This is a genomic window from Lentzea sp. NPDC051838 (assembly GCF_040681245.1).
Taxonomy (GTDB): Bacteria; Actinomycetota; Actinomycetes; order Mycobacteriales; family Pseudonocardiaceae; genus Lentzea.
Genome location: NZ_JBFAYI010000008.1, coordinates 282,627 through 304,570 on the forward strand (window position 1 = coordinate 282,627; position 21,944 = coordinate 304,570).

Annotated in this window: 13 protein-coding genes; 10 read left to right on the plus strand and 3 right to left on the minus strand. The window is 68.7% G+C overall.

Annotated elements, in window-relative coordinates; genetic code table 11:
• The first annotated feature begins 29 nt into the window (after positions 1–29).
• Complete coding sequence (locus AB0M24_RS21180; protein WP_363770102.1) at positions 30–899, plus strand: aminoglycoside phosphotransferase family protein; 870 nt, start codon at positions 30–32, stop codon at positions 897–899.
• On the opposite strand, the gene AB0M24_RS21185 is transcribed toward AB0M24_RS21180, so the two are convergent.
• Entirely contained in the window at positions 876–1,760 is an 885-nt protein-coding gene (locus tag AB0M24_RS21185) for a helix-turn-helix transcriptional regulator (RefSeq protein WP_363770105.1), read from the minus strand. The genes AB0M24_RS21180 and AB0M24_RS21185 overlap by 24 nt on opposite strands.
• Between AB0M24_RS21185 and AB0M24_RS21190 the strand changes: the two genes are divergently transcribed.
• The 9 genes from AB0M24_RS21190 (at position 1,759) to AB0M24_RS21230 (ending at position 18,899) form a co-directional block, all read left to right on the plus strand.
• Complete coding sequence (locus tag AB0M24_RS21190) at positions 1,759–2,511, plus strand: nuclear transport factor 2 family protein (RefSeq protein ID WP_363770108.1); 753 nt, start codon at positions 1,759–1,761, stop codon at positions 2,509–2,511. The two genes, AB0M24_RS21185 and AB0M24_RS21190, sit on opposite strands and share 2 nt — an antisense overlap.
• Before the next feature lie 422 nt (positions 2,512–2,933).
• Positions 2,934–3,221, plus strand: coding sequence for a hypothetical protein (locus AB0M24_RS21195; protein ID WP_363770111.1), 288 nt, complete (start codon positions 2,934–2,936; stop codon positions 3,219–3,221).
• Between the two features lie 868 nt (positions 3,222–4,089).
• On the plus strand, positions 4,090–10,590 hold the full coding sequence (locus tag AB0M24_RS21200; RefSeq protein WP_363770263.1) for an SDR family NAD(P)-dependent oxidoreductase: 6,501 nt from the start codon (positions 4,090–4,092) through the stop codon (positions 10,588–10,590).
• Positions 10,578–14,255 (plus strand): beta-ketoacyl synthase N-terminal-like domain-containing protein, encoded by a 3,678-nt coding sequence (locus AB0M24_RS21205; RefSeq protein ID WP_363770115.1) that lies wholly within the window; start codon positions 10,578–10,580, stop codon positions 14,253–14,255. Before AB0M24_RS21200 ends, AB0M24_RS21205 begins: the two co-directional genes overlap by 13 nt.
• Positions 14,255–14,515 (plus strand): phosphopantetheine-binding protein, encoded by a 261-nt coding sequence (locus AB0M24_RS21210; RefSeq protein ID WP_045315192.1) that lies wholly within the window; start codon positions 14,255–14,257, stop codon positions 14,513–14,515. Before AB0M24_RS21205 ends, AB0M24_RS21210 begins: the two co-directional genes overlap by 1 nt.
• On the plus strand, positions 14,508–15,275 hold the full coding sequence (locus AB0M24_RS21215; protein ID WP_363770118.1) for an alpha/beta hydrolase: 768 nt from the start codon (positions 14,508–14,510) through the stop codon (positions 15,273–15,275). The genes AB0M24_RS21210 and AB0M24_RS21215 overlap by 8 nt, the downstream gene beginning before the upstream one ends.
• Positions 15,272–16,399: a nucleotide disphospho-sugar-binding domain-containing protein gene (locus AB0M24_RS21220; RefSeq protein ID WP_363770121.1), complete on the plus strand. Its 1,128-nt coding sequence runs from the start codon at positions 15,272–15,274 to the stop codon at positions 16,397–16,399. The genes AB0M24_RS21215 and AB0M24_RS21220 overlap by 4 nt, the downstream gene beginning before the upstream one ends.
• Positions 16,396–18,129 carry a methyltransferase domain-containing protein gene (locus tag AB0M24_RS21225; protein WP_363770124.1) on the plus strand — a complete coding sequence of 578 codons (1,734 nt, stop codon included), beginning with the start codon at positions 16,396–16,398 and terminating at the stop codon, positions 18,127–18,129. Before AB0M24_RS21220 ends, AB0M24_RS21225 begins: the two co-directional genes overlap by 4 nt.
• Positions 18,126–18,899: a hypothetical protein gene (locus AB0M24_RS21230; RefSeq protein WP_363770127.1), complete on the plus strand. Its 774-nt coding sequence runs from the start codon at positions 18,126–18,128 to the stop codon at positions 18,897–18,899. The genes AB0M24_RS21225 and AB0M24_RS21230 overlap by 4 nt, the downstream gene beginning before the upstream one ends.
• Here the strand turns inward: AB0M24_RS21230 and AB0M24_RS21235 are convergent.
• Together AB0M24_RS21235 and AB0M24_RS21240 are read right to left on the minus strand one after the other, a co-directional pair.
• Positions 18,877–21,108, minus strand: a complete 2,232-nt coding sequence (locus AB0M24_RS21235; protein ID WP_363770130.1) for a glycoside hydrolase family 3 N-terminal domain-containing protein — start codon at positions 21,106–21,108, stop codon at positions 18,877–18,879. The two genes, AB0M24_RS21230 and AB0M24_RS21235, sit on opposite strands and share 23 nt — an antisense overlap.
• 295 nt (positions 21,109–21,403) lie before the next feature.
• A complete protein-coding gene (locus AB0M24_RS21240; protein WP_363770133.1) occupies positions 21,404–21,913 on the minus strand; it encodes a hypothetical protein in 510 nt (169 codons plus the stop codon).
• Positions 21,914–21,944: the final 31 nt, after the last annotated feature.

A 21,944-nucleotide genomic window follows, 5' to 3' on the forward strand; every position in this document is an offset into this window, starting at 1 on the left:
TTGCATGACACCGAGCCTCTGGGGGTGGAATGCAGGACGCGGTGTTCGCGACCGACGTGTCGCTTGTGGACGAACTGATCCGCACGCAGTTCCCGCACTGGCACGGTCTCCCGATCACACACGTCGAACACGGCGGCACAAGCCACGCGATCTACCGCCTCGGCGACGACCTGGCGGTCCGGCTGCCGAACCGCGGGTGGTCGATCGGTCAGGCCGAACGCGACTCGGAAATCCTCGCTCGTGTAGCCCAGCACCTCCCGATCGCCGTGCCGGAACCGGTGGGCCTGGGAGAACCCGGCTCCGGTTTCCCGAACCGCTGGTCCGTCGTGCGCTGGCTGTCCGGCTCGACCGCCACCGTGGACGAGGTCCGATCCGACACCCCTGTTCGCCTGGCGTCGTTGATCCACGCGTTGCAGAGCCTAGAGGTGACCGGCCAGCAATGGCGGCCCCATCGCGGCAACGCGGAACAGGAAAAGTACGACGACGACGTGCACCGGGGAATCGCTCAGCTGGGCGGCGATCCACGACTGACCGCGATCTGGCAGGAGGCACTCGACGCGCCACGCTGGGATCGCGCTCTCCGATGGCTGCACGCAGACCTGCACAGCGGCAACATGCTGTTCACCGACGGCACCCTGACCGGAGTGATCGACTGGGGCTGTGCCGGCATCGGCGACCCAGCGGGCGACCTGATGCCGGCATGGCTGTTCTTCGACGCCGCGGGCAGGCGCGCGTTCCAGCGTGAGCTGAACTTCGACGACGCGACGTGGGCCCGGGCACGCGGCTGGGCCCTGAACCTGGCGGTGGTCGGCCTGCCGTACTACCGCGACACCAACCCGGTGTTCGCGGCCATCTGCCAGCACACCCTCGACCAACTACTGTCGGAACACGCCGGGTGACATGCCGGCCTCACGGGTGAAGAACTTGGTGAAGTTCGTAGCCTCGCTGAACCCGAGCCGATGCCCGATCGCCGCCGACGACAGACCGGTGTGCACGAGCAACCGCTTGGCCTCCAACACAACCCGCGCGTCGATCAACGCTTTCGCCGACCGCCCAGTAGCTTCCTCGCAGATCCGGTTGAGGCTACGGGCCGAGTAACCAATCCGGGCGGCGTAATCAGCGGCGTTGCGGGTGCTGCTGAACGACCGCTCCAACTCCTGCTGAAACCGCTCAAAACGCGCGTCGCCGCGCCCAGCATCGTGCGCGTCCAGCCGGGCGATCCGAAGCAGCAACACACCCAGCAACTGCCTGAGCAAGTCGTCGGACTCGCCCCCGCGCTCGTACTCCTGCCGCAGATCCCGCGCGCTCCGGTCAAGCACTTTGCGCTCAGCCTCCGGAACGCGCCACAGAACCGGACCGAACGGGCTGAGCAACGGCCGGACACGGTCGAGCGGCGGCGGAAACGCAGGCGTGAACAACACCATGTGCGCGTTCAACGTCCCAGCCGGCAGGCGCAGCACCCTGCCGGGACTCACGTGCAAGAGCGTGCCAGGCCCGCACGGGTGATCCACGAAATCGACCATGGCGGTCCCATGCCCCGACGTAACCAGGAACAGCTGGTGAAAGTCGGTCCGGTGCACCTGCGCAAGGGTGTCCTGCCTCAGTCTGCGCCGGAGCTGGGCGAGGTCGAGCGCCTCGAGCCCCATCCGCGGGCGGTCGGGGTTGCTGAAGCCGAACTCGGCGAGCTGTCCACTTTTGACCATGGTGGAGCCGGATCCTACCTCGCCCGCGGACGGTTTCGGCGCGATCGTTGCCGCCATGGACAACAAAGAACTCGTTCTGAAGGCCACCGGCGAACTGTTCGGCGACAAGGATCCGTCCGCAGTGGACCGCTGGGTCGCCTCGAACTACCGCCAGCACAGCGCACTAATCGGTGACGGCCCCGAGGCGCTGCGCTCACTCATCGCGGGACTGCCCTCGGGCTTCCGCTACGAGCTGGCCCGCGTGATCGCCGACGGCGATCTCGTTGCCCTGCACGGCGTCTACCACGGCTTCGCGCCTGAGCCACTGGTGGCGTTCGACCTGTTCCGCGTGGAGGACGGCAAGCTCGCCGAACACTGGGACGCGCTGACACCACTTGTGCGGGAGACGGCCAGCGGACGTTCCCAGGTGGACGGTCAGGCACAACCTTCCTCCGTCGACACCTCGGTTTCCCGGTCGCTGGTCCTGGAGTTCGCGCAGCGGGTGCTGCAGGACGCCGACTACTCGGTGCTGACCGACTACATCTCGACCGAGACGTACCTGCAGCACAACCCCGAGGCGGCTGACGGCCTGACCGGGTTCGGCGCCGCGGCGGCTCGCTGGGCCGGGCAGGGCAAGCACCTCCTTTACAAGACCATTCACAAGGTCGTGGCCGAGGGCGACCTGGTGCTGCTGCAGTCGGAGGGCGAGTTCGGCGAGCCGGTGGCGTACTGGGACCTGTTCCGCGTCGCCGACGGCAAGATCGTCGAGCACTGGGACGTCCTGACACCGATTCCTGCCTCTCTGCCCCACGAGAACGGGCTGTTCTGATCGCGATCGCGTTGCTGCCGTTGCGCGCCTTCCTTATGCGGCGGTGAAGATGACCATGTTTCCGGGACATCTACCTGACGGCCTCAGGCGCGGATCCGGACGAATGTCACCCGTTCGAGTGGCGAGCTGGTGGTGTGTGGGCTCGTTCCCGCTGCACTGCCCGGCCAAGGAGCGCTGCGGGTGGAGGTGAGGCGCCGTCACCGCTGGACCCAGGTGACGGTGAAGCGTTGGCACCGCTGGACCCAGGTGACGGTGAAGCGTTGGCACCGCTGGACCCAGGTGGCAGTGAGGCGTTGGCATCGCTGGGCCCCAAGGACCGTAAGGTCCCAGCACGCTGGATCCCAGGTGGCAGTGAGGCGTCGGCACCGCTGGGCCCCAGGGGTCGTAAGGTGCCGACACCGCTGGGCCCCAGGTGACCGAAGGTGCAGGCATCGCTGGACCCTGAGCTGCTCGCTGTGCTCGGCGTGCTCCAGAGTGGAGAGCGCTCTCTGGTCGGCGTGCGGCTCGGCTTGCTGCTCGTCGGCGGTGGGAACGCGTTGCGCAGGCTCGACAGGTCGCTGTTGGCCAGCCACTTCTTTGGGCAGTCGTCGTTCGTGACGCATTCCGTTGTGCCGTATCGAGGGCTCGTGCCTGTGGGCACCTCACTGCCGTTGGACCTGTTGGGGGCCGTTGGCATGCGGGCTGTCGACGGGGGGCGGGCGTGGCGCTGAACTTCCTGCGCTCCCAGGCTGGTTCGTCAATCGTCGTGTTGGAGAGGGCGCTGTCGGGCGGCCACGATCATGGCCGCTCGTGATGGCTGGGCGACCCGGAACATCGCGGTTGACCGGCGCGAGACCAGGTTGCGGGCGGCGCGAGAAGAGGTTGTGGGCGGCGCGGGGTACGGCGCGACCGACGTGATCGACGTCGGCGTGGACGACCCGGTCGAAGTCGTGCGTGAGGTCTGTTGGGATTGCGCTCGCACGCGGCGGAACGTCGCGGCGTGGTCGCGGCGGAGCACGAGCAGCTCTCCTCCACGAGCAGTTCGCCGTGCGGCTGGAGGCGTTCGCGAGGGGTGAGGAGGCCGACGGCGGACTGCGGTCTGGAGTGCGCCTGGTGGGTGGCGGTGTGTCGCCAAGCTGTGGACTCCGTGGGCATGCGTGAGCTGTGGTGCGTCGGCAGGGGTGCGGGTCGAAACGCGATCACCTCGGTGCGTTGTAGGGCAAGCGGGTCGTGGGCGGACGGGGTGGTGAGGGATGCAGCACGTCCCGCACCGGGCAGGGCGGGTTGCCGTTCGATGAACTGATTGCGCGCCACCCTGTCGAGCTGATCAACGCGGCGGTGGCGGTGGCGGAGGCGGGGGAGCGGGCAAACCGGTGCTGCTGATGCCATAGCACGGCGCGCCATCCGCGAATTGGCGTAATGGGGCCCGCCATCTGGGGCCATTCGTCAGGTTACGTATATGAGAAAGTTTCATCACCCCCCTCGACGGCGCCAGTGGTTTGTGCGTACGGTGAGCCCCGCGTCGTACTGGCGAGTAGGTACCTAACTGAATTCCTTTCTCCCCACCCCCTGCACGGTGAGGAAGCGAGCGCAGTGAACATGCTGTCGGATCGAGATCGGGTGCTGTGTCTGAGTCCGTTCAGCGCCCCCAACCCGGCCCTCGTGGTCGCGGCCGGACGAGCGGGTGGGCTTGGCGTGCTCGACGCCGGGCCGCACCTCGCGCGTGACCTGAGCCGGGTGGCCGCGCGTCATGCCCGTGCGTTTGGCGTACGGCTGCACGGGCCGCTCCAAGCGGAATTGCCCGACGAGGTCGACACGGTTGTGGTCGATCTTGTTCGACATGTCCCGAACCTGGCTGAGCTGGGTGAACGGCGTGTGCTCGCCATGATCACCTCGGTGGCGGAGGCTGTTGAGGCGATCGAGTTCGGGGCCACCGGGTTGATCGCCAAGGGTGCCGAGGCGGGCGGCCGGGTGGGTGGTTCGCCCGCGTTCGTGTTGCTCCAGCAGGTGCTCGCGGTCACCGATCTGCCTGTCTGGGTGGCGGGATCGATCGGTCCGGACACGGCTGCCGCGGCTGTTGCCGGTGGGGCTCGCGGAGTGGTGCTGGAAGGGCAGCTCGCACTGGTCGCGGAGGTCCGGAAACATATTTCCGGTGAAATTGTGAACGTGCTGCGAGCGATGGACGGCGCTGACACCGTTGTGAACGACGGGTTGCGCGTACATGTTCGTCAGAACACGCTTGAAATTGGTCAGGAAGGCGCGTTCGCGGAATTCAATCGCGTCTCGTTTGGGACCGTCGGAGGCGTCGTCGGCGCGATTCAGCGGGCCATTCACGCCAATCTGGTACGGGCGGGCGAACTGCGCTCGATCCGGGCTGACGGACCGTTCTGCGACCGCGTTCCGGGGCTGTGTTACCCGATCGCGCAGGGGCCGATGACCCGCGTCAGCGACCAGCCGGCGTTCGCGCGGGCCGTGGCCGAGGGTGGGGCGCTGCCGTTCCTCGCGCTCGCGTTGATGGAGGGCTCGGCGGTCCGCGAGCTTCTCGAACAGACCGCGCAGAACCTCGGTGACCGGCCTTGGGGCGTCGGACTGCTCGGCTTCGCGCCCGCGGAGCTGCGTGAGAAACAGCTCGAAGCGGTGCTCGCGGTCAGGCCGCGGTACGCCATTGTCGCCGGGGGCACGCCGACGCAGGCACGTGAGCTGGAGGCCGCCGGGATCGAGGCGTTCCTGCACGTGCCGTCGCCCGCGCTGCTCAAACGGTTCCTCGACGAGGGTGCGCGCAAGTTCGTCTTCGAGGGCTCGGAGTGTGGCGGGCACACGGGTCCTCGATCCAGCTTCACGTTGTGGCAGCAGCAGATCGACGTCCTGCGCGGCCGCGAGAAGGACGTCACGGCGTTGTTCGCGGGCGGGATCCACGACGCCCGGTCGGCCGCGATGATCGACGCGATGACCGCGCCGCTGGCGGCGAACGGTGCGGCGATCGGCGTTCTCGTCGGCACCGCGTACCTGTTCACCGAGGAAGCCGTCACGCACGGCGCGATCCAGCCGGTGTTCCAGCAGGTCGCGCTGGAATGCGAGGAGACCGCTCTCCTGGAAACGTCGCCGGGTCACGCGGTCCGGTGCGCGCAGACGTCCTATGTGGACGCGTTCGAAGAGGCGCGGAAGAACCTCGAGGACCTGCCGAAGCAGGAGAGCTGGGAGAAGCTCGAACAGCTCAACCTCGGACGCCTCCGGCTCGCCAGCCGTGGTCTGGTCCGCACCGATGACGGACTGAAAGCGGTCGACGAGGACGAACAGCGCCGCGAAGGCATGTTCATGATCGGCCAGGTCGCCACGCTGCGGCACGAACGCACCACGATCGCCCAGTTGCACGCGGACATCGTGTCCGGGGTGCTGCCGGAAGCCTCTCAGGGCGGCACGACCGCGGAACCGCTGGACATCGCCATCGTCGGCATGGCCGCGATCATGCCGGGCGCGAAGGACGTGGCCGAGTTCTGGGCGAACATCCTGCGCGGCACGGACTCCGTCACCGAGATCCCTGAGGACCGCTGGTCGCCGGAGCGCTACGACAGCCCGTTCAAGTGGGGCGGCTTCATACCGCGCACGGCGTTCGACCCGCTCGCGTACGGCATCCCGCCAGCCTCGCTGACCTCGATCGAACCCGCGCAGCTGCTCGCGCTGGAGGTCTCGGCGCGCGCTCTCAAAGACGCCGGCTACGCGACGCGGGTGTTCGACCGGGAACGCGCCTCGGTGATCTTCGGGGCGGAAGCCGGCGCCGACCTCGCCAACGCCTACACGGTCCGCACCGCGTTGCCGGCACTGGGAATCCGCGACCTCGACGACCACCTGCCCAAGCTGACCGAGGACTCGTTCCCCGGCGTGCTCGGCAACGTGATCTCCGGCCGCGTCGCGAACCGGCTGGACCTCGGCGGTGCCAACTACACGGTCGACGCGGCCTGCGCGTCGAGCCTCGCCGCGTTGGACGTGGCGTGCAAGGAACTCGTCGGCCGCACCAGCGACATGGTGCTGTGCGGCGCGGTCGACCTGCACAACAGCGCGCACGACTACCAGATGTTCGCGTCGGTGAAGGCGTTGTCCGCCAAGGGACGTTGCGCCACGTTCGACTCCGCGGCGGACGGCATCGCGCTCGGTGAGGGCGTGGCGTGCGTGGTGCTCAAGCGGCTGGACGACGCGGAACGCGACGGCGACCGGGTCTACGCGGTGATCAAGGGCATCGGCGCGTCGAGCGACGGCCGCTCGATGGGCCTCACCGCACCACGTCCGGAAGGCCAGCAGCGAGCGTTGAAACGCGCCTACGCATCGGCAGGCCTGCCGGTTTCCGACGTCGGGCTGGTCGAGGCGCACGGCACCGGAACCGTTGTCGGCGACCGGACCGAGCTCAAGTCGCTCACCGAGATGTTCGCCGGGAACGAACCCGGCACCTGCACGATCGGCTCGGTGAAGTCGCAGATCGGCCACACCAAGTGCGCCGCGGGCCTCGCCGGCGTGATCAAGGCGGCGCTGGCCGTGCACACCGGGCTGCGGCCGGGAACGCTGCACGTCAAGCAGCCCAACGCCTTCTGGAACGCCGAGACCAGTCCGTTCGCGTTCGGTCACCGCACATGGAAGTCCGCTAACCGCGTCGCGGGCGTGAGCGCGTTCGGCTTCGGCGGCACGAACTTCCACACCGTGATTGCGGGCTACGACGGCGCCGACGAACCCTGGCACGGCCTCACCCAGTGGCCTGCCGAGCTGTTCCTCATCCGAGGCGATGATCAGGCAGCGGCACAACGAGAAGCCGCTCGTCTCGCCGCACTGGTCGACGACCGAACCCCGTTGCGTTCGCTCGCCGCCGCGTGTGGCCACGGAACGGTGCAGGCCGCGTTCGTGGTCAGCGATCACGACAGCCTGCGCAAGGCTCTCGCGGACGTCGAGGCGTGGCGTGCGGGCTCGGTGAAACTGCGCGAGGGAACGCGGCCACTGGTCGCGTTCCTCTATCCAGGTCAGGGCAGCCAGCGACCGGGTATGTTGCTCGATCTGGTCACAGCGTTCCCACGGCTGCAGGACTTCATCGACGCCCGGTACGAGAGCGTGATGTACCCACCGGCCGCGCTGACCGCCGACGACATCGCCCGTCAGCGCGCCGAGATCACCGACACGCGGATGGCTCAGCCGACGCTCGGCATCGCGGGCCTCATGGTCACGGCGCTGCTGGAATCCGTTGGTGTGAAGCCGGATCTGGCCGGTGGTCACAGCTACGGCGAACTGGTCGCACTCGCCGCCGCCGGTGTGTTCGAGCCCGCCGACCTGCTCGACCTCAGTGCTGCCCGGGCCGAGGCGATGCTGGAGGCGGTCGGAGAGGATCCCGGCACCATGGCCGCGGTGTCGGCGCCGCTCGCGGACGTCGAGGCGCTGCTGCCGTCGGATGTCGTGGTGGCCAACCACAACGCACCCGACCAGGTCGTGATCTCCGGACCGACCGAGGCTGTCCACAACGCCGTCGAGGTGTTGCGCACAGCCGGGCTGAGCGTGAAGAGCATCCCGGTCGCCGCCGCGTTCCACAGCCCGCTGATGGCGGGCGCGCGTGACCGGTTCGCGGCTCGGCTGCAGGCCATTTCCATCAATGAGATGCATATCCCGGTGTGGTCGAACGTCACCGCCGAGCCTCACACCGATGTCCGAGACGGCCTGTCGGCGCAGCTCGCGGGCCGGGTGCGGTTCGTGGACCAGATCGAGTCGATGTACGCGGCGGGCGCGCGGATCTTCGTCGAGGCCGGCCCCGGCGGCGTGCTGACGTCGTTGGTCGGCAAGACCCTCGGCGACCGCCCGCACCAGGCGTTGCGCTGCGACGACCACGTGACGTTCCTGCGCACGCTGGCGGAGCTCGCGGTCGCCGGCGTCGAGGTGGACGCCGCACCGCTGTTCGAGGACAGGGCCGAACCCGCCGCGGTCGTGCCGCCACGGCCGGGCTGGTACGTGGATGGAGGTCTCGTGCGGGACGCGAACGGCGACGCCCTACCCGGTGGGCTCAGGCCCGCCACCGAGTTCCCGACCCTGAAACTCGGGTCCGGCCTGGGGCGCGACGAGATCATCGAGAAGTTCCTGGACGGCATGCGCGATGCGGTGAGCGCCCAGCGCGACGTCCTGCTGAGCTACCTCGGCACCGCACCCGCCGCTCCGATCCCGGCTCCTGCCGCGCCGATGCGGGTGATCGAGCAGCCGACGTCGCCTGAGCCCCAGGTGGCGGACGTCGCGACGGTGGTGCTGCGCACGATCAGTGCCAGGACCGGCTATCCGATCGAGATGTTGCAGCCGGGCCTGGATCTGGAAGCGGATCTCTCGATCGACTCGATCAAGCGGACCGAGATCGTCGGCGAACTGGCCCAGGAGCTGGGTGCGACCGGCGGGATCGAGGAGCTGGCGCAGCTCAAGACGATCGAAGGGCTGGTCGGCTGGTTCGGGACGGTCACGAGTGCTCCGGTTGCGGTCGGGTCGAAGGACGTGCGGGCGGTGGTGCTGCAGACGATCAGCACCCGGACCGGCTATCCGATCGAGATGTTGCAACCGGGCCTCGACCTGGAAGCGGACCTGTCGATCGACTCGATCAAGCGCGCCGAGATCGTCGGTGAGCTGGCGTCGGAGTTGGGTGCGCTGGGCTCGGTGGACGAACTGGCGCAACTGAAGACCATCGACGGGATCGTCGGCTGGTTCGGCACGGCGCCTGCAAGTACTGCCAACTCGGAGTTGGTGGTACTTGCAGACGCCCCGAAGGCCGGGCGGCTGGTGCGGTTGGTGCCCCAGGTCGTGCCGTGCGAGCCCGCCGAGCCCGTCGACCTCACCGGCAAGACCGTCCTGATCATCGACGACAACGGCATCGGCCTCGAACTGGCCGACCTCATCGAGAAGCAGGCCACCCGCCCGCGGATCCAGCCGGCGTTCCCGGAGGACCTGACCGGCATCGACGTCGTGGTCAGGCTCGGCGGACGGCTCCCGGAGGCGTTCAGCGAGGTCAAAGCCTGTGTCACCAGCGGAACAGCGCTGGTCGTGGTGACCACGGGCGGCGGCACGTTCGGCTTCGACCACGCCCCGGACGAACTGCCGGCGGACATCGGTCTGCACGGCCTGATCCGCACGGCCGCCCTGGAGTACCCGGATCTCGTGGTGCGCGCGGTCGACGTCAACTCCAAGGAGAGCCACCGCGACATCGCCACGGCGTTGCTCGCGGAGATCGGCCCCGGCCCGGCGGTCGTCGGCTACCACGCGGGCAAGCGCCAGGTGATCGAGGCAATCGAAACCGAACTCGAGACCAGCACACTCAACCTGGACGCCGACAGCGTCGTGCTGCTGACCGGTGGCGCGCGAGGCATCACCGCGCTGGCCGCGACGGCAATTGCGGAACGCACCGGCTGCCACGTCGAACTGCTCGGCCGCACCCCGATCGCCTCCGAAGACCACCGGCTCACCCACGCCGCGACCGAGCCCGAACTGGTCAAGGCGTTGTTCGAGCTGGGCGAGAAGGACGACGTCCCGGCGAAGGCCCGCAAGGTCCTGGCCGAACGCGAAGTCCGCCAGACCATGGAACGGTTGCGCGCCAAGGCTTCGAGCGTCCGGTACCACGAGTGCGACGTCACCGACGCCGACGCGGTGAGCAAGGTGATCGAGGACGTCATGGCGCGGTTCGGGAAGATCGACGGCGTCATCCACGGCGCCGGAGTCCTGGACGACAAGCTGATCGAGGCCAAGACACAGCAGCAGTTCGACCGCGTCTGGGCAACGAAGGTCAACGGAGCCAAGGCGTTCAACGACGGCTTCCTCGTGCTGTTCGGCAGCGTCAGCGGGGTGTTCGGCAACCGCGGCCAGGCCGACTACTCGGCCGCGAACGACGCGCTGGACCGGATGGCCCGGTTCTGGGGCACGCACCGCAAGGTCGTCGCCGTCGACTGGGGTCCCTGGGCCGGCGCGGGCATGGCCGTGAACCTGGCCGACGAGTACGCGCGGCGCGGTATCCCGCTCATCGAGCCGCAGCAGGGTGTCGACGCGCTGCTGAACGAGATCGCCGGAGGAGCCGAAGTCCAGGTGGTCTACCGATGGGAGGCATAGCGATCGTCGGGATCGGCGCTGTTTTCCCCGGCGCTCCCGATGCCACGACGTTCTGGCGCAACATCGCCTCGGGCGTCGACGCGATCGGGCAGATCCCGGCCGGACGCTGGGACCCGGCGACCTACTACGACCAGGGCAGCACGTCGGGCGACAGGTTCTACTGCCGCAAGGGCGGTTTCGTCGACGACCTGGCGGAGTTCGACCCGACCAGGTTCGGCATCATGCCGTCCACAGTGGACGGCGCGGAGCCGGATCAGCTGCTCGCTCTCGCCACGGCGGCGGAAGCCATCGCGGACGCGGGTGGGGAAACCGCTCTCCCGTCCAGGGACCGGGTCGGCGTCGTCGTCGGGCGTGGCGGCTACCTGACGCCCGGCTGCGCGCGCCTGGACCAGCGGGTGCGGCTCGCGGACGAGGTGGTCTCGGTCGTCCGGGATCTGTTCCCGAACCTCGCGGGCCAGGATCTCAGCACGGTCCGCCAGGCGATCCGGGAGAAACTCGGACCGGAGCAGCCGGAAGCGTCGATCGGCCTGGTGCCGAACCTCGCCGCGTCCAGGATCGCCAACCGGTTCGACCTCAAGGGCACGTCGTACACGGTGGACGCGGCCTGCGCGTCCGGCCTGGTCGCGGTGGAGCACGCCGTCCGCGAGCTCCAGGAGGGCCGCGCGGACGCCATGCTCGCCGGAGCGGTGCACGTCTGCCACCACCCGACGCTGTGGAGCGTGTTCACCCAGCTCAGGGCACTCAGTCCCACCGAGCGCATCAAGCCGTTCGACGCAGCAGCGGACGGCACGCTGCTGTCCGAGGGTGTCGGCATGGTGCTGCTGAAGCGCCTGGAAGACGTCGGCGACGAGCGCGTCTACGCCGTGATCCGAGGCATCGGTACGGCCAGCGACGGCCGTGCGACCAGCATGATGACGCCCAACCCCGAGGGTCAGCTCCTCGCCGTGCGACGGGCCTGGGACAACGCCGGACTCGACCCGAGAACAGACGCGCCCGGCCTGATCGAAGCCCACGGCACCGCGACTCCTGCCGGTGACGCCGCGGAACTGGCCACGATGATCAACGCGTTCGGTGCCGAGGGCGACGAGATCGGCATCGGCACGGTGAAGTCGATGATCGGCCACGCAATGCCCGCCGCCGGAATGGCCGGATTGATCAAGGCCGCGCTCGCCCTGCACCACAACACCGTGCCGCCGACGCTCCACGTCGAGCAGCCACACTCAGCTTTGAAGGACACCAGGTTCACGCCGGTCAGGGAAGCTCGCGAGTGGACGGGCCCGCACCGCGCGGTCGTGAACGCGTTCGGCTTCGGCGGCATCAACGCGCATGCCGTGCTCGACGGCCACACGAAAGCCAAGCCGCGCAAACCTGTCATGACCTTCGCGGCCGACACCGCTGAGGAGCTGGCGCGGGCGCTCAAGGAACGCCGGACGTCCAGCGCTGACAGGGCGTTCCGGCTCGCCATCGGCAACCCGGACGACCGGAAGCTGAAGCTCGCCGAACGCGTGATCGCCCAGGGCAAGGCGTGGCCGGGCCGCCACGACATCTGGTTCGCGCACGAACCGCTGCTGACCAGCACGGATCAGGTCGCGTTCCTGTTCCCGGGTTTCGAGCGCGAGTTCAGCGGCGAGGTCGTCGACCACGCGATCGGCCTGCTGCAGGACGGCCGCAGGGAAGCCCGTGAGCTGATGGCGCTCGGCATCACTCCGGGCGCGCTGGCCGGGCACAGCATGGGCGAGTGGACCGCAATGGTCGTCGGCGGCATCTACCCGACGATCGACGAGTTCGTCTCCGCACTCGGCCCCGGCGCGGTGGCTGTCGTCGACATCGCCTACGCCGCACTGGGTTGCGACGCCGACACCGCCGGGAAGTACCTCACCGAGGGCGTCACGATCAGCCACGACAACTGCCCGCACCAGTCGGTGATCTGCGGCCCGATCGACCGGCTCGAACCGGTCATCGAGACCCTCAAGGCCAACGGTGTGATGGCACAGCTCATGCCGTTCCGCACCGGCTTCCACACTCCGGCACTGGCACCCTATCTGGGCCAGGCGAAGGAGATGCTCGACCGGCTGCCGGTCCGTACGTCGGACATCCCGGTGTGGTCGGCGAACTCACTCGAACCGATGCGCGCGGACGAGGTGCGCGAGCTGGTCCTGCGCCACCTGGTCGAGCCGGTGAAGTTCCGGCCTCTGCTGGAGCGGCTGCACGGAGCGGGCTTCCGCGCGTTCGTCCAAATCGGACAGGGCAGCCTGCCGGGGTTCGTCTCGGACACGCTGAACGACCGCCCGCACCTCGCCGTGAACGCCGACATCGCGCCGGAAGCGTTGTGGGCGTTCGGGCTCAAGCGCGGCACCGCCCACAAGGTGAAACTCAAGCTCGGTACGCCGAAGATCAAGCTGGACGCGCTGAGCTCCGAGCCCGTCCTGGTGGCCGACGACAGCCCGATGTCGGCCGCGGTCAACAAGCTCCTGGCCCACACCAACGCGGTCGCACGCGAGGTCGTCGGCGCGCTCAGGCCGAACGAAGCCGGGTTCACCCGCGAGTTCTCGCTCCGGACGATGCCGGAACTCGTGGACCACTCGGTGTTCCCGCAGGCACAGGGCTGGCCGGACCTCGCGGACGGTTTCCCGATCGTGCCCGCGACCGGCCTGCTGGAGGTGTTCGCCGACGCCGCGCGCAGGCTCACCGGCGGCACCGTGCACGGCTTCACCGACGTCAAGGCCAAGCGCTGGCTCACCGCACTGCCGGCGTCCACGGTGAAGATCACCGCTCGCGCCGAAGGCCCGGGCAGAGTGGCTGTGCGGGTCGGCGACTACGCCGAGGGCATCGTGCTGATGGCTCCGGTCAAGGCGGAACGCGTCGGCAAGGAGCTCGAAGGCGTCCGCGAGGCTCCTGTCAACGCCAAGGAGCTCTACGCGGACAACTGGATGTTCCACGGACCGGCGTTCGCGGGCGTCACGAAGATCGACTGCCTGGCGGACAACGGGATCGCGGGCGTGCTGACGCCGTTGCCCGCCCCAGGAGCGTTGCTCGACAGCGCCGGACAGCTGATCGGCCACTGGATGCAGGTCAGCCTCACCGTCGACCAGACGGTGCTGCCGACCGGGATCGAGCAGGTCTCGTTCCACGGCCCGGCACCGACCGGCGACGTCCACTGCACGGCGTGGATCCGTTCGGTGACCGCCCAGGAGATGGTCGCCGATGCCGAGCTCACCGTGAACGGCGAACTGTGGTGCCGGATCACGGGGTGGACGACCCGCCGGTTCACCACGGACGACCGGATCTGGCAGGTCAAGCTCAAGCCGGGCACCGAAATGCTGTCCACTGTGTCCGATTCTGGGGACGGTGAATGGCTGCGCGTCACGGAGAACTGGTCCGACAGCGCGACCAGGGACCTGATCATGCGCCGCTACCTGAACTCCACCGAGAGACTGCACTACGGCGGGCTGGACGTGCCCGCGCAACGCGACTGGCTGCTGCGCGTGATCGCGGTGAAGGACGCCGTGCGCGCCTGGCTGTGGAGCCGCGGCGCCGGACCGGTCTACCCGGCGGAGCTGACCGTGGACGCGACCGGCCGGGTGCGCGGCGCGTTCGCGGTACCGCAGATCGAAGTTGTTTCAGAACAAGGACGAGCCGCCGCCCGGCTGAGGACGGAGAACTGATGGACGAGGTGCTGGAGCAGGTCGCCAAGATGATCACCGAGGTGGTCGGGCCTGACTTCCTGCTGGGCGTGGAGATCACCCGCGACACCACGTTCAGCGACGACCTGGGACTGGAGTCCATCGAGTTCGTGGCGTTGGCGGACAAGCTCAACGCGCACTACGGCGTCGATCTCGTGGCGTTCTTGGCGGACATGGACATCGACGAGATCATGGCGATGTCCGTGGGCCGTCTCGTCGACCACATCACGGCGCGTGTCTGACGTTCACGCCCGAGGGTTGCGCTTCCACGTGCAGCGGCTCGGGCCAACCGATGCTCCGACCGTGGTGTTCGTGCACGGCCTGGTGATGGACAACCTGTCCAGCTTCTACTACACGCTCGCCGCGCCGCTGGCCAAGGCCGGGTTCGGCACGGTGCTGTTCGACCTGCGCGGACACGGGCTGTCCGAGCGGCCGCCCTCCGGTTACACGCCGGAGGAAAGCGCGTCGGACCTGGTCGCGGTGCTGGACGAGATCGGCGTGACCGAGCCGGTTTACCTGCTGGGCAACAGTTACGGCGGTGTGGTCGCGATGCACGCGGCCGTGCAGGCTCCGTCCCGCGTCGGTGGTGTCGTGCTGGTGGAGTCGGCGTGCGGGGGAGTGGTCGGTGACGCGTGGTTCGAGGACATCACGAACACGCTGACCGTCGCCGCTCTGGGCCTGGAGTTCGACCGCACGCAGGACCAGCTGATGGCGCTCGGCCAACGCAAGATCGCGCGGCTCGCCGTGAACGCTCATGCGTTGCTGAACGGGACGACGCTGATCGACGATCTCGGTTCGGGTGCCAAGCTCGACCTGACGCAGGTGCAGTGCCCGGTGCTCGGGGTGTTCGGTGCCGAGTCCGAGCTGATCGGAGCGGCGGCGGAGCTGCGGGAACGGATCCCGTCGTGCCGGCTGCACATCGTGTCCGGACTGGGCCACACGGTGTTGCGCGAGGCCACGGCCGAGCTGCTCGACGTGCTCATGGACTGGTTGCCGTCATGAGTCGCTTCCTGTTCGTGGTGCCGCCGCTGACCGGCCACATCAACCCGACCGCCTCGGTGGGCGGCGAGCTGCTGGCACGCGGGCACGACGTGGCGTGGGTCGGGCATCCGCGGACGCTCAAGCCGTTGCTGCCGGACCACGCGGTGGTGTTTCCCGCGATCGACGACCTGCTGGAAGCCGACATCCGGGCGAAGCGGGAGCGGTGGCTCGGGCTGCGCGGGATGGCCGTGCTCAAGTTCTTCTGGGAAGAGTTCCTGATCCCGCTCGGGCATGCGATGGTTCCCGGCGTTTCCCGGGCTGTGACGGCGTTCGAACCGGACATGATCGTCGCTGATCAGCAGGCGTTGGCGGGTCCGTTGGTGGCTCAGCACGCCTATCTGCCTTGGGCCACTTCGGCGAGCACGTCGGCCGAGCTGATCAATCCGCTGAGGACGATGCCGAAGGTCGACGCGTGGGTGCGCGACCTGTTGCACGACTTCGCGGGTGGGGACATCCGGTTCTCGGACCGGCTCGTGCTTGTCTACAGCTCGAAGGCGTTGCTGGCGGGGGAGTTCGGTGAGCAGGTCGCGCTGGTGGGGCCGGCACTGGCTCATCGCGTGGAGCGAGTCGACTTCCCGTGGGAAAAGCTCACAGGACAACGCCGTGTACTCGTGTCGTTGGGAACGTTGAACGGACCCGCCGGAGAGCGCTTTCTCAGCCAAGCTCTGGAAGCTGTAGCTGACCTGGACGTCCAGGTGGTCATGGTGGCCGAACCGCGCCCCGCCCCGCCCAACGTCCTCATGCTCCCGTCGGTGCCCCAGCTCGCGCTGATGCCCCACCTCGACGCGGTCGTCACGCACGGCGGCCACAACACGGTGTGCGAGGCGTTGGCGCACGGGTTGCCGCTGGTCGTGGCCCCGATCCGGGACGACCAGCCGACGGTCGCGGCCCAGGTCGTCCAAGCGGGCGCGGGAGTGCGGCTGACCTACTCGCGGGCACGAGCCGCGGATATTCGCAGTGCGCTGGAATCGGTGCTGGACGAGCCGGAGTACGCGGCCGCCGCCGAGCTGGTGCGGGAGTCGTTCTTGGCGGCTGGTGGCGCGACTGCCGCAGCCGACCGACTGGAGAAGGTGGTGGCCGGGTGATCCTCAGCGTGTTGGTGGTGCTGGTCGTCCTGTTGGACGTGCTGCGCCTGCGTTCCCGCGCGTCCAAGCTGCGAGTGCTCGCCACGGGCGCGGGTGAGCACTCGCTTCTCACCGCCACCGGAGTCCATCCCGAGGGTTCGTGGGAAACCGACGCCGACCTGGTCGACTTGATCCCGCGCGACCTGCCGACGGTTGCCGCTCTGGACCTGTTGGGAGCGTTTGATCCCGGCAAGTACCGCGACGACCAGTGGGCGCGCGGGATCAGCGCGTCGCAGGCGGTGCTGGTGCGGGAGCAGTTCGTCGAGGAGATCAACGCCGACGACCCGACCGAGTTCATCGCGTACGTGCGCCGGATCAAGGACAACGTGCGGGTGAAGGTCGACATCGCGGTGGCGCCGGGGCTGAAGGCCGGGCCGTACGACCTCGGGTACCGCGCGGCGACGCTGCGGCAGCTCGGGAAGCGGCCGTCGCTGTGGATCGCGGGCTCGGTGATCGGGTACGCGACGGTCGTCGTCGCCCTGGTCACGAACTGGCAGTGGGGGCTGGTCGCGCTGGCTGCCTACTGGGCGCACCCGCTGCTGGTGTTCGTCGGGACGCCGCTCCAGCCGAAAGACCTGTGGGTGCCGCGGTTCCTGCGCACGCCGTACCTGTGGCTGAAGACGTCCGGTGGCAAGAAGTCCACGGCGGAGAAGCGTCAGGCCGAGCACCTCAAGCAGGCCGCGCCCTGGTACGAGGAGAACCGCACCAGGAACTTCCACGAGGCGCGGCGCGACAACTGCCCGTCCTGCGGCAGCACGGATCTGCGGTTGTGGGTCACGGCAACGGACCTGGTGCAGCGCAAGCCCGGCACGTTCACGATGGACCGGTGCGTCCGATGTGGACACGTCTGGCAGAACCCGCGGCTGTCCGAAGAGGGGCTGGGCTTCTACTACCGCGACTTCTACGACGGTCTCGGCGAGACGTCGGCGGAAGCGGTGTTCTCCGGCAAGACGGACCCGTACTACGGCCGGGCGCGGATGGTCGAGCCGTTCACGAAGCCGGAGCGGTGGCTGGACGTCGGCTCGGGGCACGCGCACTTCTGTCTGGGAGCCAAGGAAGTCCTGCCGCAGACCACCTTCGACGGGCTCGACCAGGGTGCCGCGATCGAGGACGCCGCGCGGCTCGGCCGGATCGAGCAGGCGTACCGGGGCAGCTTCAAGGAGTTCGCGGGCGAGCTCAAGGGTCGCTACGACGTGATCAGCATGCACCACTACCTGGAGCACGTGCGGGATCCGTGGGAGGAGCTGGACATCGTCGCGGACGTGCTGCCCGACGGCGGCTATCTGCTGATCGAGCTGCCGGACCCGGAGTGGCGGCTCGGGCGGTTGTTCGGCAAGTACTGGATGCCGTGGTTCCAGCCGCAGCACCAGCACATGATGCCGATCGGCAACCTGGAACACGCGCTGGCCGACCGCGGACTGACCACAGTGGCCACCGAACGCGCCAAAGCCCACCTGTGCAACGACTTCACGTTGGCGGTGCTGCTGTTCCTCGGCAACGTCGCCCCGCGCACGCCCGCGCCGTGGCGTCCGGAACGGGTGCGGTTGCGCAGGACCAGGAGCTTCCTGGTGTGGTCGCTGGGCATTCCGGCGTTCTTCGTCGCGATGGCGCTCGACCAGACGGTGAACCGGTTCCTGGCGGCGCGCACCGGCAACGGCAACGCCTACCGGTTGCTGGCCCAAAAAGCATGATGGACATCGCGGATCGGCCTGAGATCGCGCCGGAGCTCAGGCTGGTGCCGCACGCGTTCCGGCAGACGTTCGGCAGGCCGGCTCAAGGCGTCTGGTACGCGCCAGGAGTCCTCAACCTGCTCGGCGGCGCGGTCAAGGTGCACGCCAAGTGGGGCGCGATCGTGGCGGGCGACAGGCGCGACGACGGCAGGCTCGAACTGGTGTCGGTGAACCGGCCGACCGAGCGTGCTTTGCTGCCGTCCGACGATGTTCCGGCGTGGGCGGCAGGACTGGAGGCGACGGGTGGCGCCGCGCTGATGTGCAGCGTTGATCTGCCGCAGGGGAGTGGTCTGTCCGCGGGAGAAGCCTTGAAGGCCGCGGTGCGCCTGGCGTTGCGCGACCTCGCCGGTGAGCAGCTCGACGAGCCGGCGGCGGACCCCGTCGATCTGCCCGGCCAGCGGTTGCTCGTCGTCGACACGCGGATCCGCCGGCCGGAACCGCAGGTGGAGCGGCCGTACGTGCCGCACACGGACGACCTCGGGGCGGCGTTGACGGCGTATCACCACGTCCAGAGCCCGGATCCCGAGCAGAACGCGGTGGTCTACGCGGCACTCGCAGCCGGCGCACGGGGTGCCAGCATGCTGATCGACTCACCGGGCAGGCCCGCTGTCGCGCTGGTCGACGCGGACCTCGTCCCGGCGGTCAAGAAAGCGATCACGAAGGCGGTGGACGTTCCTCCCCGCTACCTCACGATCGTTCCCGGCCCTTTCAGAACTGCGGCTTTACGGTGAACTCCGCCCGGCGCAGATCCTTCGAGCTCGGACCCACCAGGAGGACGAACTCACCGGGTTCGACCACGCGGCAGCCGTGCTGGTCGACGATCGTGCACGCCGACACCGGGAGCTCGAGCGAGACCTTCGCGGTCTCGCCGGGCGCGAGGTCGACCTGCTTGAACGTCTTGAGCTCCTTGTCCGCCCAGCTCACCGACGTGACGGCGTCGCTCACGTAGACCTGCACGGTCTCTCGGGAGGGCCGGGATCCGGTGTTGGTCAGCGTGATCGAGGCCCGCACGGTCTCGTCCGGACGCAGCACCGCCGTTTCCACGTGCAGGTCGCCGTACTCGACGGTCGTGTACGACAGGCCCTCGCCGAACGCGAACGCCGGTTCCTGCGTGAGGTCGGCGTAGCGCGAGCCGTGCTGGCCGCGGATCTGGTTGTAGTAGGTCGGCTGCTGGCCGGCGTGGGCGGCGAACGAGATCGGCAGACGGCCGCTGGGTTCGATCAGGCCGTGCAGCAGCTCGGCGATCGCGCGGCCGCCCTGCATGCCGGGGTTCGCGACCCACACCAGCGCGGCGGCGTTGCGGACCGAGTCCGGCAGCACCAAGGGCTTTGAAGCGAGCAGGACGACGATCAACGGCTTGCCGGTCTCCGCAAGCGCGTCCAGCAGGGCGATCTGGCCGCCGATCAGGTCGAGCGTGGCGGTGGAACGCCCCTCGCCGACGAGCTCGATGCGGTCACCGACAACTGCGACCACGTAATCGGCCGCATCCGCTGCCGCCACTGCCTCGGCGATGAGCTGAGCGTCAGGAGCGGACGCCTGGACGATGTGCGGGCGCGGCTGGCCGTCCGGGAACGTGTCGCCCTCGGGATCCGGCTCCAGCGTGAGGATGTCGGCACCACGGGCGTAGGTGACGTCCGGTGCCAGTTCTTTGAGCCCGTCCAGGATCGTGGTGATCATCTCGCGCGGCTGGCCGTTGGGCAGCCAGTCGGCCTGGCCGGACGAGCCCGCCCAGTCGCCGAGCTGGGTCTGCGGATCGTCGGCGAGCGGCCCGACGACGGCGATCTTGCCCTTCTGGAGAGGAAGCACGCCCTCGTTGCGCAGCAGCACGAGCGACCGGCGCGCGACCTGGAGGTTCAGCGCCACGTGGTCGTCGTGGTTGATCATGGTCTGCTGGCGCGCGGGGTCGGGCCTGCGCGGGTTCTCGAACAGGCCGAGGTCGAACTTGAGCGTCAGGATCCGCGTGACGGCCTGGTCGAGGTCCTTCTCGTCCAGGAGTCCTTCCTCGACGGCCTGCAGCGCGCCCTCGAAGAACTGAGGGGTCGTCATGATCATGTCGTTGCCCGCCTTGACCGCGGCCGCGGCGGCGTGGGCGTAGTCGGGCTGCAGCTTCTGCTCCCAGACCATGCGGCCGACGTTGTCCCAGTCGGTGATCAACGTGCCGGTGTAGCCCCACTCGCCGCGCAGGACCTCGTCGAGCAACCACGAGTTGACCGTGATCGGCACGCCGTCGGTGGTCTGGTAGCCGAGCATGAACGTCGCGCAGCCCGCTTTCGCGACCCGTTCGAACGGCGGCAGGAACCAGGAGCGCAGCTTGCGGCGGGACAGGTCGGCCTCGCTGGCGTCCCGGCCGCCCTGGGTCTCGGAGTAGCCGGCGAAGTGCTTGGCGGTGGCGAGGATTGCGGTGTCGTCGGTGAGCCCGTCGCCCTGGTAGCCGCGGACCATGGCGGCCGCGAGCTCGCCGATGAGCACGGGGTCCTCGCCGAACGTCTCGTCGACGCGGCCCCAGCGCAGGTCACGCGCGATGCACAGCACCGGTGAGAACGTCCAGTGCACACCGGTCGCGGACGCTTCTGTCGCGGTGACCCGTGCGACCTTCTCGACGAGCTCGGGGTCCCAGGTCGCGGCCATGCCCAGCTGCGTCGGGAAGATCGTGGCGCCTTCGTGGAACGAGTGGCCGTGGATGCAGTCCTCGGCGATGAGCAGCGGGACTTGGAGTCTTGTCCGCGTGGTGAGGTCGTGCGCGCGCAGCACCCGTTCCGGCGAGGTGTGCAGGATCGAGCCGACGTGCTTGCGCAGCACGTGGTCGTCCAGGTCCTCCCTCGAGTCCAGCTGCATCATCTGCCCGACCTTCTCCGGCAGTGTCATGCGGGCCAGGAGGTCGGTGACCCGCTGTGCGGTGGGCAGCGTGGCGTCGAGGTAGGGCACGTCGTCGCGATCCATGTGGTCTCCGAGAGGGCTCGTGCGGCGGCAGCGTTCGTGGGAGCGCTCTCACAGTTTCTAGCTGAAACCGGTTCCGCGCGAAACCGGTTTCAGGATTTCCGGTACAAACGAATCGGTTGAGATGGCCGCCAACTAGGCCGAACGCGACAAACCGGTTGCCCTTGTGGGCAACCGGTTTCAGTGTGTGGCGAGACCGTGACGCGGTGCTGTTTTTGGTCTAGACCGAAATTTCGCCTTGAGCGCCTGACGTGCGGCGGTGCCGGCCCTGTCGAGACGTGCCGCGAACCGGAGGCCCCTAACGAGCGGCCTTCGCACCGGCAGGCGAGATCGCGAACCGGCCGTCCACGCCGTTCCCCACCGCGTCACCCGGCCCCTCGTCGTCCACGTACCGGTACACCGGGTGCCCGCCGATCGTCACCTGCTCCAGCCCGTCCGGCCGCTTGAACGTCGAGAGCAGCTTCGGGTCCAGGTCAGGCGCCTCGATCTGACCACCCGCGGCCAGCAGCGGGATCCACACCAGCGTGCACTCGGCCTCCACGCACACGGACGACGGTGGGTTCGTGCCGTCCTTCTCGTGGAAGTAGAGCGTGTAGTGGTCGCGGTCGGCGACGACGGGGCCGACCGCGGCCGACTGTTCGACCCGCAGCTTCGCGATGTCACCGGGCAGCACGGGTGTCGGGCCGGCAACGGGACCGGCCGCGGCTTCCAGCTCCTCCAGCGACGCGGTCTCCTCGGGTTCCTCGGCGGGCTGCGCGGAACAGGCACCGAGGGCCAGGACCAGGGCGAGAACGGCGAATCGGCTCACATCCGAGGACTACGGACGCGGAACACTAGGC

Bases quoted from the DNA above. Each gene is read 5' to 3' on its own strand.
- AB0M24_RS21180 (WP_363770102.1), top strand. From the start codon at position 30: ATGCAGGACGCGGTGTTCGCGACCGACGTGTCGCTTGTGGACGAACTG.
- AB0M24_RS21190 (WP_363770108.1), top strand. From the start codon at position 1,759: ATGGACAACAAAGAACTCGTTCTGAAGGCCACCGGCGAACTGTTCGGC.
- AB0M24_RS21185 (WP_363770105.1), bottom strand. From the start codon at position 1,760: ATGGCGGCAACGATCGCGCCGAAACCGTCCGCGGGCGAGGTAGGATCC.
- AB0M24_RS21200 (WP_363770263.1), top strand. From the start codon at position 4,090: ATGCTGTCGGATCGAGATCGGGTGCTGTGTCTGAGTCCGTTCAGCGCC.
- AB0M24_RS21205 (WP_363770115.1), top strand. From the start codon at position 10,578: ATGGGAGGCATAGCGATCGTCGGGATCGGCGCTGTTTTCCCCGGCGCT.
- AB0M24_RS21210 (WP_045315192.1), top strand. From the start codon at position 14,255: ATGGACGAGGTGCTGGAGCAGGTCGCCAAGATGATCACCGAGGTGGTC.
- AB0M24_RS21220 (WP_363770121.1), top strand. From the start codon at position 15,272: ATGAGTCGCTTCCTGTTCGTGGTGCCGCCGCTGACCGGCCACATCAAC.
- AB0M24_RS21230 (WP_363770127.1), top strand. From the start codon at position 18,126: ATGATGGACATCGCGGATCGGCCTGAGATCGCGCCGGAGCTCAGGCTG.
- AB0M24_RS21235 (WP_363770130.1), bottom strand. From the start codon at position 21,108: ATGGATCGCGACGACGTGCCCTACCTCGACGCCACGCTGCCCACCGCA.